The sequence below is a fragment of the Micromonospora sp. C95 genome (assembly GCF_018070465.1).
Taxonomy (GTDB): domain Bacteria; phylum Actinomycetota; class Actinomycetes; order Mycobacteriales; family Micromonosporaceae; genus Micromonospora.
The window spans coordinates 52,498-67,378 of the sequence record NZ_JAGPXT010000029.1 but is presented as its reverse complement, the minus strand read 5'-3'; the positions used below and the strand labels follow the sequence as shown (position 1 = coordinate 67,378).

At 69.6% G+C, this 14,881-nt stretch carries 14 protein-coding genes and 1 pseudogene; 7 read left to right on the top strand and 8 right to left on the bottom strand.

Going from position 1 to position 14,881, the window contains the following annotated elements; all coding sequences use genetic code 11:
- Window positions 1-254: pseudogene (locus KBX00_RS24835) on the top strand (flavoprotein); the annotation flags it as partial.
- On the opposite strand, the gene KBX00_RS24830 reads toward KBX00_RS24835, so the two are convergent.
- On the bottom strand, window positions 202-672 hold the full coding sequence (locus KBX00_RS24830) for a hypothetical protein (protein ID WP_210830472.1): 471 nt from the start codon (window positions 670-672) through the stop codon (window positions 202-204). The pseudogene KBX00_RS24835 and the gene KBX00_RS24830 sit on opposite strands and share 53 nt — an antisense overlap.
- Entirely contained in the window at window positions 672-2,486 is a 1,815-nt protein-coding gene (locus tag KBX00_RS24825) for a carbon starvation protein A (RefSeq protein WP_210830471.1), read from the bottom strand. Before KBX00_RS24825 ends, KBX00_RS24830 begins: the two co-directional genes overlap by 1 nt.
- Window positions 2,487-2,596: 110 nt before the next feature.
- Between KBX00_RS24825 and KBX00_RS24820 the strand changes: the two genes are divergently transcribed.
- From KBX00_RS24820 to KBX00_RS24810, 3 genes are all read left to right on the top strand, one after another.
- On the top strand, window positions 2,597-3,382 hold the full coding sequence (locus KBX00_RS24820; RefSeq protein ID WP_210830470.1) for a pyridoxamine 5'-phosphate oxidase family protein: 786 nt from the start codon (window positions 2,597-2,599) through the stop codon (window positions 3,380-3,382).
- Window positions 3,383-3,605: 223 nt separating this feature from the next.
- A complete protein-coding gene (locus KBX00_RS24815) occupies window positions 3,606-4,673 on the top strand; it encodes a lytic polysaccharide monooxygenase (protein ID WP_210830469.1) in 1,068 nt (355 codons plus the stop codon).
- A 167-nt stretch (window positions 4,674-4,840) separates the two neighbouring features.
- A complete protein-coding gene (locus KBX00_RS24810) occupies window positions 4,841-6,625 on the top strand; it encodes an N-acetylglutaminylglutamine amidotransferase (RefSeq protein WP_210830468.1) in 1,785 nt (594 codons plus the stop codon).
- 17 nt (window positions 6,626-6,642) lie between these two features.
- Here the strand turns inward: KBX00_RS24810 and KBX00_RS24805 are convergent, their stop codons facing one another.
- The 3 genes from KBX00_RS24805 to KBX00_RS24795 form a co-directional block, all read right to left on the bottom strand.
- The gene (locus KBX00_RS24805) at window positions 6,643-7,788 is read right to left on the bottom strand and encodes a glutamate--cysteine ligase (RefSeq protein WP_210830467.1); all 1,146 of its coding nucleotides are present in this window, start codon (window positions 7,786-7,788) and stop codon (window positions 6,643-6,645) included.
- A 234-nt stretch (window positions 7,789-8,022) separates the two neighbouring features.
- Window positions 8,023-9,552: a non-reducing end alpha-L-arabinofuranosidase family hydrolase gene (locus tag KBX00_RS24800; RefSeq protein WP_210830466.1), complete on the bottom strand. Its 1,530-nt coding sequence runs from the start codon at window positions 9,550-9,552 to the stop codon at window positions 8,023-8,025.
- Between the two features lie 467 nt (window positions 9,553-10,019).
- Entirely contained in the window at window positions 10,020-10,436 is a 417-nt protein-coding gene (locus KBX00_RS24795; RefSeq protein ID WP_210830465.1) for a MarR family winged helix-turn-helix transcriptional regulator, read from the bottom strand.
- Between the two features lie 85 nt (window positions 10,437-10,521).
- On the opposite strand from KBX00_RS24795, the gene KBX00_RS24790 reads away from it, so the two are divergent.
- The gene (locus KBX00_RS24790) at window positions 10,522-11,391 is read left to right on the top strand and encodes an NAD(P)H-binding protein (protein WP_210830464.1); all 870 of its coding nucleotides are present in this window, start codon (window positions 10,522-10,524) and stop codon (window positions 11,389-11,391) included.
- Window positions 11,392-11,443: 52 nt separating this feature from the next.
- Here the strand turns inward: KBX00_RS24790 and KBX00_RS24785 are convergent, their stop codons facing one another.
- Entirely contained in the window at window positions 11,444-12,634 is a 1,191-nt protein-coding gene (locus KBX00_RS24785) for a DUF2254 domain-containing protein (protein ID WP_210830463.1), read from the bottom strand.
- A complete protein-coding gene (locus tag KBX00_RS24780) occupies window positions 12,631-13,302 on the bottom strand; it encodes a hypothetical protein (protein WP_210830462.1) in 672 nt (223 codons plus the stop codon). The genes KBX00_RS24785 and KBX00_RS24780 overlap by 4 nt, the downstream gene beginning before the upstream one ends.
- A 279-nt stretch (window positions 13,303-13,581) precedes the next feature.
- On the opposite strand from KBX00_RS24780, the gene KBX00_RS24775 reads away from it, so the two are divergent.
- Entirely contained in the window at window positions 13,582-13,857 is a 276-nt protein-coding gene (locus KBX00_RS24775) for a BON domain-containing protein (protein WP_210830461.1), read from the top strand.
- 50 nt (window positions 13,858-13,907) lie between these two features.
- On the top strand, window positions 13,908-14,423 hold the full coding sequence (locus KBX00_RS24770) for a DUF421 domain-containing protein (protein ID WP_210830460.1): 516 nt from the start codon (window positions 13,908-13,910) through the stop codon (window positions 14,421-14,423).
- A gap of 42 nt (window positions 14,424-14,465) precedes the next feature.
- Here KBX00_RS24770 and KBX00_RS24765 read toward each other — a convergent pair whose 3' ends face one another.
- Window positions 14,466-14,798, bottom strand: coding sequence for a hypothetical protein (locus KBX00_RS24765; protein ID WP_210830459.1), 333 nt, complete (start codon window positions 14,796-14,798; stop codon window positions 14,466-14,468).
- Between the last annotated feature and the right edge of the window lie 83 nt (window positions 14,799-14,881).

Here is a 14,881-nt window from a genome sequence, read left to right as displayed (position 1 = left end):
GATCCGTCGTCGCCGCCCTCGCCGGCGACTGGCAGGCCGCCCACGACGTACAACTCGAACTACCCGAAACCGGCGTCTGCAACAGCAACCCCACCGACTCAGCCACCGCCGACAACCGCGGCGGCCCAGCACCCGAGCAGACCGGCAAGGGCCTCACCACCGGCATCAACGGCGGCCTACTCGCCACACCACTCAACCTGGTCAGCACCGACACGCCGGCCAGCGACCGGACCGGCGGCTGCTGCGGCAGCTGAGGTCGGCCGACGAGGCGAGCGCCCGCCGGACGATGTGCAGGGCCTGCTCCGCCGGGGGTAGGCCGGACTCGCTGACCACCCGACCGTCCACGATGATCGCCGCGTATCCGGTACCCCGGACCAGGTCTCGCAGCAGGGCCCGCCAGGGCCGTCGGTGCCGGCGACCGTCGCGCACGATCGCCGGCAGCAGGAACAGGGTGTTCCGTGGGTCGACGATCTCCACCGCGATCTCGGCCGGCAGACCGGCCCGTACCACCCGGTAGACCTCGCCCAACGGCCGCTGGTCGGCCCGTTGCCGCGCCAACGCGGAATCCTCGTGCCGGCCCTCGACGCAGCTGTCGGCCGCGCCGGTGCAGCAGCCGGATCCGGCCCCGGGCGCATCCCACGGTCGGATCAGCAGGACCCGGTGCCGGGTCATCAGCGGCGATCGTCGGTGGCACCGGCACCGGCTGCTGACTCGGCACCCACCGCCTGCGGCGACTCATCGGCCGGCTCGGAGTCGGCGGCACCCGCACCGTCGCTGTCCGGGCCGGGCCCGGAATCCGGCTCGGCGGGCTGGCCACTGGCGCGACGCAGGGCGAGCACCGCCTCCACGATCAGCCAGAGCGCGAGGACGAAGATGATGGCGTCCAGCGGTGCCAGCACCCACTCGTCGGCCACCACGAACTCGCGCAGCTGCACGATCAGTGCCCAGGTCGTCATCACCAGCAGGAAGACCAGCGGCACGATGACCGCGACCGGGTTGCGTCGACGGCGCAGCACCCAGACCGCGATGACGGCCAGGGCGAGCCCGGCGGTGAGCTGGTTGGTGGTGCCGAAGAGTCGCCACAGCACCCCGAAGGTGTAGCCGGCGTCCCCGCCGCCCGGCAGCAGGGCGAGGGTCAGTGGTGCGGCGATCGCCAGCAGCCCGGCCAGGGTCAGGTGACGGGACAGCCGCCGCCAGCCGACCAACTCGGCGATCTCCTGCACGATGTAGCGCTGCAACCGGACGCCGGTGTCCATGGTGGTGGCCGCGAACGAGATCACCACCACTGCCGCGAAGACGGTCGCGAGTTGGAACTCGATGCCGAGGTTGGTGGCGAAGCTGGCAATGCCGTTCACGAAGTTGCGGGTGGCGCCGCCCGAGGCCTCGGCGTAGCTGGCGTACAACCCCTCCCACTCGGCGCGCGTGGCGGCTACCCCGGCCGTGACCGCGATGATCGAGCCGAGAGCGAGGCTGCCCTCGCCGATCGCCCCGGCGTAGCCCACGTACCTGGCGTCGGTCTCCTTGTCGAGCTGTTTGGAGGTGGTCCCGGAGGCCACCAGCGAGTGGAACCCGGATATCGCACCGCAGGCCACGGTGATGAACAGGAACGGGAAGATGCTCGGTGAGCCGGCCGGCACGTCGTTGAACATCGGCGCCACGATCCGGTCCATTCCGACCAGCACCCCGGTGAAGATCACCGCGATGGCGATGAACAGCTGGTGGGAGTTGATGTAGTCGCGCGGCTGCAACAGCAACCACACGGGCAGCCGGGAGGCGATGAACGCGTAGACGAAGAGGATGACCACCCACAGGTCGCGCGTCCGCTCGAAGCCCAGCGCGTCGGCCAGCCCGGTGATCTCGACGGGGTAGAGGTTGCCCACCCAGATCAGGAAGTAGAGCGCGACCACGCCGATGAGTGACGGCACCAGCGCCGCGCTGCGGGTGCGATAGATGTACTGGCCGATCGCGATGGCCAGGGGAATCTCCACGAAGATCGGGATGACCGCGCCCGGGTACGCCACGAGCAGGTTGCCGATCACCACCGCGAAGACCGCGTTCACGAGGGTGAGCAGGAAGAAGATGATCAGCAGGAAGAGCGTACGGGCCCGTCTGCTGATCACGTCTGCGGCGAGGGTGCCGATGTTGCGCGCCCGGTGTCGTACCGAGACCGCGAGCGCCCCGAAGTCGTGTACGCCGGCCGCGAAGATGGTGCCGAGCACCACCCAGGCCAGCGCCGGGCCCCACCCCCAGAACACCGCGATCGCCGGACCGACGATCGGGGCGGCTCCGGCGATCGAGGTGAAGTGGTGGCCGAAGAGTACATGCTTGTTCGTGGGGACGAAGTCGACTCCGTCGGCGAACCGGTGCGCCGGGGTGACGTAGGTCGGGTCCAACCCGTACACCCGGTCGGCGAGGTAACGCGAGTAGTACCGGTAGCCGAGGGCGAACATCGCCATGACCGCGATGACGACGACGATGGCGGGCATACGGCTGCCTCCTTGCGGCCCCTGGGGCGGGCGCTCGTGTGCAGATCCCGAAACCTGCCGGTAATGTAACGGGGATCACATTCCAAGGTCAACCGAACGGCTCGGATCACATGGACGAGGGTGTAGAGGTTCGCCGCGCGATCCAGGCCGCCACGGTCGGCGAGCTGGCCTGGATCGACCCGGACGGCCGACCACAGGCCCGGCCGGTCACGCCGCTGCTGCTCGACGACCGGCCCGCCGTCGCGTTCCCGTATGCCGAGGCCACCCTGGCCCGCCGGCTGGCCGCCGCACCGGTCGCGGCGCTTGTCGTCTCCGACGACCGGCTCACCGGGCGGGGCTGGCGGCCGGTCGCGGTGACCGGCCGGCCCCGGCTGACCGAGGATCGCGACGGTGCGCTGTTCGCGGAGCGGTTGCTCGACCAGGAGCTCCGCAAGCACCCGCCAGCAAGGGCGCTTATCGACTCACCGCTGCTGCGCCGGGAGCACTGGTGGTATCTGCCCCGGCTGATCGTGGTGCTGGACGTCGACACCGCCACCACGATCGGTGCCCGGGTGGACGGGATCGGCGAGTTGCTGGCGGTCGCCCGCGACGACAGGCAGCTGTACGTGGACTCGGTGACCCGGCCCGACGACCAGGTGAGCGAGGCGGTCCGCGTGCGGAGCTTCGCCGGTCGGCAGCCTGCCGATGGCCCGGCGGTACTGCTGGGGCACGACTTCTCCGTTCCCGATCTCGAGCGATGGACCCCGTGGACGACCCGGGGCGAGCTGGCCGACGGCGTCCTGGCCGTGACGGCGACACCGGCGCGCACCACCCTCCCGCCGCCGCTGGGGTTGTGGCGACGGTTGACCCGCCAACGACGCCTCGCCCGGGCCTGCCAGGACGCCCTGAGTAGTTAGCTCGCCCAGCGACGGGCTCCGGGTGCCCGAACACCGACCCCTCCCGGAAAAGATTCACATCGGTAGATACGATGGGTACTATCGCGGTTGGGAGCCGCCAAGCCGTCGCAGGCGGCGCGTTCGCGCGCTGCCCCTTGAGATCGTCATGTCGATCGACGCATACCTCCCGGGGTTGGGCACCCCGGCGAGTGACACCGGCGTCGGCGGATCAACTGGAGCATCAATGAAACTCGCACGAACAGCACGTCGACTAGGACTCGGCGCGGCCTCCGTCCTCGTCGCCGCGTTCACCATGGTCGTGGTCAATCAGCCCGGCCCGGCCTCGGCGCACGGGTCGGTCACGAACCCGCCGTCGCGCAACTACGGCTGCTGGGAGCGCTGGGGTGACGACCACCTCAACCCGGCCATGGCCCAGAGCGACCCGATGTGCTGGCAGGCCTTCCAGGCCAACCCGAACACCATGTGGAACTGGAACGGCCTGTTCCGCGAGAACGTCGGCGGCAACCACCAGGCCGTCATCCCGGACGGGCAACTGTGCAGCGGCGGCCGTACCCAGGGCGGACTGTACGCCTCGCTCGACACGGTCGGTGCCTGGACCGCCAAGCCGATGCCCAACAACTTCACCCTGACGCTTACCGACGGTGCCCGGCACGGTGCCGACTACATGCTCATCTACATCACCAAGCAGGGCTTCGATCCGACCACCCAGCCCCTCACCTGGAACAGCCTGGAACTGGTGCTCCGCACCGGCTCGTACCCCACCACCGGGCTCTACGAGGCGCAGGTCAACGCGGGCAACCGCACCGGCCGGCACGTCGTGTACACGATCTGGCAGGCGTCCCACCTCGACCAGCCGTACTACATCTGCAGCGACGTGACCTTCGGTGGAGGCAGCAACCCGCCGCCCACCACCCCGCCGCCGACGACCCCGCCGCCCACCACGCCCCCGCCCACGACCCCGCCGCCCACCACGCCCCCGCCGACCGGTAACGGTGCCTGCACCGCCACCTACCGCACGACCAGCGAGTGGCCCGGCGGCTTCGGCGGCGAGGTCACCGTCCGCGCCGGCAACGCCGCCATCTCCGGATGGACGGTGAACTGGACCTGGCCCAACGGCCAGAGCATCACCAACTCCTGGAACGCGTCGATCACTTCGAGCGGCTCCTCGGTCACCGCCTCGAACGTCGGCCACAACGGGTCGTTGAGCGCCAACAGCAGCGCCACCTTCGGATTCAACGGCTCCTGGAACGGCACCAACGGCACACCCACCCTGTCCTGCACCGCCCGATAGCAACCTGCGCGTCGGGGGTGGCGCTGGTCGGCGCCACCCCCGATCCGCCTGACGGGTGACCTTCGCCGCCCTTGCGCGATCCGTCCTCGCCGGGAACATCCGTCACCTACCGTCGAGACAGACCGGCCATCCCGAGACGCCTGATGGCGGGCGAGGGACGGAACGTGATGTGCGGCATCAGCGGTGAGGTGAGGTTCGACGGCGGCACGCCCGACGCCGCCGCGGTGACCCGGATGACCGAGGCGATGCGCTCCCGGGGCCCGGACGGCGAGGGCCTGTGGAGCGACGGCTGGGTGGCCCTCGGGCACCGCCGGCTGACCGTCATCGACCTGTCCGACGCGGGCGGTCAGCCCATGGTGCGCGAGGATCTCGGTCTCGCCCTGGTCTTCAACGGGTGCATCTACAACTACCCGGAACTGCGCCAAGAGTTGCGCGACGCCGGGCACGACTTCCACTCCACAAGTGACACCGAGGTGATCCTCGTGGCGTACGCACAGTGGGGTGCGGAGTTCGTCGATCATCTGGTCGGCATGTTCGCCGTGGGACTGGTCGACCGCGTCCGACGTCGCCTCGTCCTGGCCCGGGACCGACTCGGCATCAAGCCCCTCTACCTCGCCGAGACGCCGGGCCGGCTGCGGTTCGCCTCGACCCTGCCGGCGCTGCTCAAGGCGGGCGACGTGGACACCGACGTGGACCCGGTGGCGCTGCACCACTACCTGTCGTGGCATTCGATCGTGCCCGCGCCCCGCACCATCCTGCGCGGTGTCCGGAAGCTGCCCCCGGCGACCGTGCGGGTCGTCGAGGCCGACGGACGCAGCCGCGATCGCCGCTACTGGCAACCCGACTACGTCCGGGATCCCGTCCACGCCGGCTGGGACGACCGGGACTGGCGGGCCGCGATCGGCGACGCGCTGCGCACCGCCGTACGACGACGGCTCGTCGCCGACGTGCCGGTGGGCGTGCTGCTCTCCGGCGGTCTCGACTCGAGTCTCATCGTGGCTCTGCTCGCCGAGGCCGGGCAGCATCACCTGCGCACCTTCAGCATCGGCTTCGACAGCCGGCACGGCGAGGCCGGCGACGAGTTCCACTACTCCGATCTGGTCGCCCGCGCGTACGGCACCGATCATGTCCGCATCCAGCTCGCCAACGACGACCTGGTGCCGGCCGTCCGCCGGACGGTCGAGGCGATGACCGAGCCGATGGGCAGCCACGACGTGGTCGCCTTTCACCTGCTCTCCGAGCAGGTCGCCGCCCACGTGAAGGTGGCCCAGTCCGGGCAGGGCGCCGACGAGGTGTTCGCCGGGTACGGCTATCACCAGCCACTGACCCGGGTAGCCCGCGCCGAGGCGGCGCGGACCTTCACCGCCGCCTTCTTCGACCGGGACCACGCCGAGCTGATCCGGGTGGTCGGCCCGGCGTACGCCGTCGACGTCGACGCCAGCCGGGATCTGGTGTTCGCGGAGCTGAACGCCCCGGGCGCGGAGACCGCCCTGGACGCGGTGCTGCGCCTGGACACCCACCTGATGCTGCCCGACGACCCGGTCAAACGGGTGGACAGCATGAGCATGGCGTGGGGGTTGGAGGTACGCACCCCGTTCCTCGACCAGGATCTGGTCGCCCTCGCGGCAGCCTGCCCGCCGCAGCACAAGGTCGCCCAGGGCGGCAAGGGCGTGCTCAAGGAGGTCGCCCGCGAGGTGCTGCCCGCCGAGGTGATCGACCGGCCGAAGGGCTACTTTCCGGTGCCCGCGCTACGCAACGTCGACGGCCCGGTCCGCGACCTCGTGGTGGCGGCGCTGCGGGCGCCGGAAGCGCGCGAGCGTGGGCTGTTCCGGCAGGCGTACGTGGACATGCTGTTCACCGACCCCGACCAGGCGCAGGCCGCCGCCGGCAGCAACAAGCTGTGGCAGCTGGGCCTGCTCGAACTCTGGCTCCAGATCCACGACGTCCGCTGAGCGTGCCGGGTGCCGGTTCAGCCGGCGGTGGTCTCGGCGGCGAGGTGTTCGAGGACCGCCCGCACGTCCCCACCGGTACGCGCGATGACCCGCCGCTGCCGGGCCGCACCGGTGCCGTCGCGGCGCAGCCGGGCCAACTGCTCCAGCACGTAGGCCAGGTCGCCGTGCCGGACCAGTGCGGGCGTCACCGTGCTGAACAACTCCTCCACGAGATCCCACGCCGGACGCGCCCCGCCACCATGCAGGTCGAGAAGGTAGCCGTCCAACCCGTCATGCGCGGCGCGCCAGTGGGCCGCCGCGAGCAGACAGCTGCGCAGGTGGGGTGCCGGAATGCCGGCTCGCACCTGGTCGACCATGGTGGCGACCAGCGCTCGCACCAGGGCCGCGACCAACACCGTGTCGTCCACCCCCGGGCAGACGTCACCGACCCGGATTTCCACTGTGGGATAGCTGGCCGACGGTCGGGCGTACCAGTAGACCATCGCCGCGTCCAGCATGATGCCCGCGTCGACGAGTTCCGCCACCGTCGCCTCGTAGTCGGCGAACGAGGCGAAGTAAGGGGTGGGCCCGATGCTCGGCCAGCGCTCCAGCTGCATGGAACGCCAGCTCGCGTGACCGGTGTCCGCGCCGTCGTGCAGCGGCGAGTTGACGGTGAGCGCCTGCACCACCGGCAACCACGGCCGCAGGTGGTTGCAGACCTGCACCGCCAATTCCCGGTCTGGCAGACCAACGTGCACGTGGCAGCCGCATACGGCTGGATCGTGCGCCACCGGACCGAAGCGGCGGGACATGGCGTGGTAGCGAGGTTCATCCGGCACCGACCGGTGCGACTCGTGAACCGGAGTGGCACCCACCGCGACCAACTGCGCTCCGGCGGACCGCGCGGCTTCCGCCGCGGCACGCCGCAGGGTGATCAGGTGTGCCCGGAGGTCGGCCAGGTCGGCACAGACCGGCGTGACCATTTCCACCATGCTGTGCCGGAACTCCTGTCGGCTCTGCTTTCGGGCCGTACCGAGCAGGACCGTCAACACCCGGTCGGCAACCGGCAGGCTCTCCCCCGTCGCCGGGTCCAGCAGCAGGAACTCCTCCTCCACCCCGAGGGTCAGGGGTGCTGAAGCGTCCACGGCACCCAGGGGCGGTGCGATGGACGGGTGGTTCGTCATCGTCGGCATCCCCTCCTGCCGGCGACGGCACGACCGCCGCACTCGCGGGACTTCCCCGCCACGGCCCCGACAAACGGCCTCCACCGACCGACCGGGCGGGCCCGGTCTGCACCGAGCCCGCCCGTTCCGGCTCCGCCCGATCGATCCCGGGGCGTGCCGGCGCTCATCCGATTCGGCGAGCGCCCTCATCCGCGACGATCAAGCATCGTTGGCGCCGGATCTCTGTCGTGTCGATCAGCGTTGCAGGGTGAGCAGGCCGGGGCGGTACGGCAGGAGGCCGTAGTCGCCGCCAGAGTTGGGTGAACGGCCCTGGTAGAGCATTTGCAGGTTGCAGGGGTCGATGGTCATGGTCTGGTCGGCGTTGGTCCGGATCAACTCGCCGTGGCTGATGTCGTTGGTCCAGGTGGCGCCGCTGTTGGCCTTGCCGGCGAACGGGTTGCTCTCACTGGTGGCCTGCGGGGTCCAGCTGCCGCCCAGGCTGGTGGCGGTGAAGGAGCGGAAGTAGCGGCCCTGTGAGCCGATCGCCTCGACGATCATCAGGTACCGCTGCTGGCCCTGGAGCTTGTAGACCTGGACGCCTTCGAACAGGTTGTTCGTGGAGTCGGTCATGATCGTGGTGTAGTTCGAGCCGAAGCTGCCGGGGAAGTTCCCGATCGGCATGCTGGCCCGGTAGATGCGGCCGTTGTCGCCGGCGAAGAACAGGTACATGTTCTGGTCGTCACCGATCAACGCCTGATCGATCGGACCCGTACCCGAGTTCGAGATCGACCCGGTGAACAGCGTCTGGTGCGCCGACCAACTGTTCACGTTCGTCGGATTCGTCGAGGTCCGGTACGAGAACGCCGGCCCACCCCACTGATACGCCAACACCCAGACGTTACGCGGCGCGAAGTAGAACAACGACGGCGCGACCGCCGCGAACGGCATCTGGTTCTGGCTGGCCGAACCCATCTGGTTCCAGTTCGAGAACAGCCCGAAGTTCATCGAACCCCAACTCGTGCCGGTGTCGTGGGTGGTGCCGTAGACCAGGTGCTGACCGTTGTACGGCGCGTGCGTGAAGTCCTTCAACGACACCCAACCCGACCGCGGCTGCGCCAGCGCACCCGTCGACGACCACCGGTAGCTCGACGGCAGATTGCACGTACCCGACGGCGGCGGCGTCGTCGGCGTCGGGTTTCCGCCACCGTCGACCCGGACGAGCTGCCACTGCTGGTTCGCGCCGTTCCAGTCGTCGTACTGCACGATGTTCCCGCCGTCGGCGGTCGAGGCGCCCTGCACCTCCACCACCTTGTTGCTGTTCCGGTTGATCAGCCGGACGTAGCCGCCGTCGGAGTCAGCCAACCGGAACTGCTGGTTCGCCCCGTTGTGGTCGGACCACTGCACGATGTTCGCGCCGTTCGCGGTCGACCAGTTGTAGACGTCCAGCACCTTGTTGGACAGCCGCGACTTCAGCCGGTAGTAGCCACCACCCGAGTCAACAAACTGCCACTGCTGCTGGTTGCCGTTGTTCCGCGACCACTGGGTGATCCGCGCACCGTCGTTCGTGGCCAGGTTGTACACGTCGAGGGCCTTGCCGCTGTTGCGGTTGATCAACACGTACCACGCGTTCGTGTCGACCGTCGCAGCGGCGGCCGGTGTCGACACCGCCACCGCGGCGGCACCACCGGCGACCACCGCCGTGACGCCCGCCGCAGCGACGCGCAAGAACCACCGACGTCGCCGCGAGGGCGGTGGGAGAGCTGGAGACCTACCAAAGGCAGACATGTTCCTCCTTCAATTACCGAGAGCCGACCGGTTCACCCGAGGATGGGCACACCGCTCCGCACCTGCGGCGCTTCTGTTAGCGCTAACATGGATGTCCGCATGTCCCCGCACACGCCTGGTCCACGGGCCCGGCGAAACAGGCTTGCCCGGTAAGCCGTAGGCATCGCCGTCCTTGCCCATCGACTGTGGGCGATAACATGCCGTTCGTCAAGACGTAATGTTCCGGCATCACGAGGCATGGACGTTCCGGAATTATCCGACACTTGACCTTCGGCAACCTGGACACGTCTTCCATCGACCACCTGTCGGCAGCCTGCGCCGACCCGCCGGGCCGAACTCGCGCGAGCATGCACGACAGGAGCCATGGTGGCGCTAACATAGAAGCTCACCCATTGTTGCCCCGCCGTATCACGACGAGCCGTTTCCCGGTCGGATCGCGACTCGAGAGTGCTCCGCCCGGCACGGCCCTACGAAGCCGGCCCCAACATCTTCCTCAACAGACCGTAGAGCTGGCGCTGCTCCTGGTCGGTGAGGAGCCCCAGCCGCTCGGACGGGAACCCGAACGCCCCTCGGACGGCGCGGCGCACGTCGGCTCCCGCCGGAGTGATCAACACACGCTTGATCCGCCGGTCGTCCGGATCGGCCACCCGGGCCACCAGACCACGGGTCTCCAGTCGAGAGACGAGCTGGGTGACGTTCGAGGCGTCGCACCGCAGCTCCAGAGCGAGCTCTCCCATCGGACGGCTGTCTGGTGAAAGGTGTTCGAGCAGACACGCCTGTGCGGCGCTGAGCCCCACGACCTGCGCCGCACGGTCATAGGCCGCGTCGTAGGCGAAGACGAGGTCCCACACCTGCCGGGCAAGGGCGTCCGCCACCTCGGTCATGCGCTCAGATTAGTTGACTCGCTCAGGTAACGCTGCTTTAGTGGGTCAAGGAACTTTAGTGACTCAACCAAAGGAACGGTCCGACGTGAAGAGTCCGAGCTCAGTGGGGGCCGGCACGCCCCGGGTGCTGATCACCGGAGTCCGTGGCAAGACCGGATCACCGCTGGCCAGGCTGCTTGTCGAACGCAATGACGTCGACGTGCTCGGCGGCAGCAGCAACCCGGACTCGGTTGCCATGGACAGCGTTCAACCGACCGCCTTCTCCTGGGACGCCCCCTCCGGGTGGAAAGCGGCGACCGAGGGCGTGGACGCCGTGTACATCGTCCGGCCCGATCGCGCGGACGCGCCGGACCTCATCGGCGCACTGCTCGACGAGACGCCCGTCCGCACCCGGATCGTCCTGCTGTCCGAGCAGGACGCCGACTACATGGGCGTCGACGGATGGGCACCGCGCGCCGAGCGGGCGGTGCGCGACAGCGGGCACGCCTGGACGATCCTGCGGCCCAGCTGGTTCATGCAGGTCTTCACCGACCCGCGCTTCTACCGCGATCAGGTCGCCGACGGCAAGCTGCCGTTCTCCAGCGGCGGTGCCAGCCTGGCCTGGATCGACGCCTGGGACATCGCCGCCGTGGCCGAGCGTGCGCTGCTGGACGAGGGGCATGCCGGCCAGGTGTACGAACTCACCGGCCCAGAGTCGCTCGCACTGCCGCGCACCGCGGAGCTGCTCTCCGCCGCAGCAGGACGTACCGTTGCCCTCCACGAGATCACGATTGACGAGGCCGTGGCCGGGACCACCGGATTCGAGCGGGAACTCTTCGCCCTGACCTTCGAGCGCGTACGGGCGGGCAGCTTCGCGGAGGTCACCGACTCGGTCGAGCGGGTGACCGGACGGCCCGCACGGAGCCTGCGGGCATTCCTGGCAGATGCCGGGCCGCCCTTCGTCCGAGCGGCCTGACCATGGCCGGTGCGACGAGCAGCAGACCTGCGGAAACCTCGGGCCCGTTTCCTCAACTCGTCGGCAACCGCCGCCGGGTCGCTGGCCGGTGGGCAGGAAGCGCGACGGAGTCCAGGTCGGTGACGACCGCGTCGAGCAGCCGGCTGATCCGTGGTTGCCCATCCGCGGTACTGCGCAGCTCGTCGATGATCATCGCCAGGTAGGTGTCGTAGGTGGGGCGGTTCGCCAGGACCCGCACCGTGCCGTCGTCGTCGCGTACGATCCCGACCGGGTCGGGCCGGGTCGCGAGCCGGCGGAGCAGGTCGTGCGCCTCCTGGACAGCACGTACGGCGGTGGTGACGTCGTTGGAGGCGGGGGACAGCGCGCGCGTGGCGATGTCCGCCAGTTGGCGGAGACCGAACCCCACGTCCTGGCCCGGTGTGCGCTCGACGTCGATGGTGACCGAGTTGGCGACGCGTTCGACGGGCAGTGGGCGCGGTTCACCGCTGGGCAGCCGGTGGCAGTGCAGCAACTGTGCCCCGGCGACCACGAAGTCTCCCGGTGCCGGTACGACGGTGATCGCGCAGTCATGTTCCCGCCCCAGCCGGGCGAGCAGGGCGAGGTCGACGCTGGTGACCAGGCCCGCCGCCGCGGCCGGCACGACCTGCACCACCTCGCCCAGCACCTCGGCCGGCTCCCCGTGATCTGGCACATGCTGATCGATCGTCCGGCGAGTCTGCGCACCGATGGCGACGATGATGTGCGAAACCCGCATCACCGTGGTGATGTGGTGCAGGTAGTAGATGAACATCGCGGTGCTGGCCAGGACGAGCGACATCGACACGGCGAGGGAGAGTTCGGGCAGCCGCTCGCTGTCCCGGGACGGCAGCGCGGCGAGCACCACCATCGCGAAGAGGAATGTCGCCACGAACGTCCCGAGCGTGGACTGGATGACCCGGTCCTGCAGGAACGTCCGCAGCACGCGCGGGGAGTACTGGCTACTGGCCAGTTGCAGCGCGACGACCGTGATGGAGAAGACCAGCGCCGTGAACGAGATCATCGCCGTGATGATCGACGAGAGCAGGGACCGGGCACCGGCGGGACCGCTGGGCAGGATGCTCTCGACCGGCAGCCGCAGCCGCAGTTCCAGCACGGACAGGCCGATGGCCAGCACGACCGCACTCGCCGCGAAGAGTGCCGGGATGAGCCAGAAACTCTGCCGTATCTCGGCGAGCCGGGCGGCGGCCGTACGGGGCCGGCTCACGTCGCGGTGGCCTTCCGCTCCCGCTCGGCGCTGAGGAAGAAGGCGCCGAACGCACCGGCCAGGGTGCCGAACACGACCACCGAGTAGATCGCGAGCACCAGTTCGACGACCTGGGCGAGCGGATCGTCCGCGCCGAGTGGTTCACCCGTGATGGTGGTCAGGGCGACGTCGTGCAGTGCTGGTCCGTACGACCGGTAGGAGCCGGTGACGACGAGCAGTTGGCCGACGCTGAGGACGACCGTCGTCGTGATGATCGCCAGCCACGCGATCCGGTCGGTCAGCAACCGGCCGGCGGAGCGCGAGCCGCGCACGGCCGCGGTGATGACACCACCGGCCCGGGCGGCGCGCAGGGCGGAGGCGGCCCGGGCGAAGCGGAGAAACGGTACGGCGAGGAAGATGATCTGCCACCAGTTGCGTCGCCAGAACCGGCGGGCGTGATGGCGGGCCAGCCAGGCGCGCAGGACGAATTCGGCCACGAACACCGCCCACAGCACCCAGCCCAGCACGGTCAGGGCGGTGGACAGCGTGGGATGTCCGGCGAGGGCCTGCCCGAGAACGACCAGGACGAAGAGCACGCCAAGGGCGCCCATCGGCTTGTCGAGCCGCCGGGCGACGCCGTGCAGTACCGCGTCGTCCGGCGTCTGCTCACCGTCGGTCGGCCGGCTCATCGCCGCGCCGGGTGCTTCACCGGCACCTCGTCCACCCGCGCTCGCTCGTGGTGCCGTCCCGAAGCGATCGGCGGCTCACGATGATGTCCTCCCGGCGGTCGTGCGGCAGAGCCGTGGTCGGCCGCCCTGGCTGACCCGCTACCCGAAACCGCCGACCGCAAACGTCGAGCCGCCGACCGTCACAGTCGTGGGCAGAGACCGTCATCGGTTCGTCGTGTTGTCCGCCGTGGCCGCCGGGTAGGGCATTCGTAGCGGACCCGTCCCCTGAAGGAGTCAGCCATGACCCACCCTTGGTTCTTCCCCCACGACATGCCCCCGCTGTTCTACGCCGAGCCCACCACCGCGGACACCCGGCTGGCGTGCCGGTTGCTCACGAGCATGCAGCAGGATTCGCGACTGCGTCACGAGCGCATCTGCATCGAGGTGCAGAACCGGGTGGTGGTGCTCGAGGGAACGGTGAGCACGGCCGAGCTCAGCGCCGAGGCGCACGCCCTCGCCTGGCGTACCCCGGGAGTGCACGACGTCAGCAACCGTCTCCGCCACCTGGAAGGGTGACCTGATCGACACGGCCTTTTGCGGATCCCGGCTACGGGTACGTCAAAACGATGGTGCTGAACAACCCTGCCGACCTGGTACGCCTGCTCGTGATCGCGGCGATCATCTACCCGGCACTTGTGGTGATCCTGCGGGTCTCCGGCAAGCGGACGTTGTCCAAGCTGAACGCCTTCGACTTCGTGATCACGGTCGCGCTGGGCTCGACGCTGGCCACGATCCTGCTGTCACGGGACGTGTCGCTGGTGGAGGGAACCCTCGCGCTGATCCTGCTGGTGGCGTTGCAGTACGCGGTCGCGCTGCTCGCCGTCCGCTGGCCACCGTCGCAGAAGGTGCTCAAGGCCCGTCCCACAATGCTGCTGCGGGACGGACGGCTACGAACCGAGACGTTGCGGTCCACCCGGGTGGCGGAGAGTGAGATCCGGCAGGCCGCCCGCAGCCAGGGCGCGGGCGACCTGCACGACCTTGCCGCCGTGGTGCTGGAGACGGACGGCAGCCTGAGCATCATCACTCGCGAGCAACTCGGCGACGGCAGCACCCTCATCGATGTGCGGGACGAGGGACGGTAGCCGGCCGGCCGACGAGCACCGCTTCCGCCGCGTCGCCCACCGTCAGCCCTCGATCGGCGGGCGGTCGATGTTGAGGTGGAATGCGCGTTCCTCAGCCTCCTGACGGGCCGAGACGAAGTCGCGCTGCCAGTCCGGAGCATCGTCCGGGATTCGCGCGACCACGTGTTCACCGTGCACCCGCCCGTCCGCGTCGGTCAGGGTGACCCCGACGACGGTGTGCCCACGCCCGGGTATGGCGTAGTGACGCACCGCCCAGCGGGCGGACGCCTGCGCGGCGTGGCGTCGGCGTCGGGCACCGCCGGTCAGGACCGCGGAAACCAGCAGGACGGCGGTCAGCACGACGACGGAGATGGCCAGGAACGCGACGATCCGCACCCGCCCGAGGCTACCCGCCGTTTGCCGATGGCGCGGCGTACGAGCAGGCCACCGGAGAACCGGACGGACGCACCCGACCACCG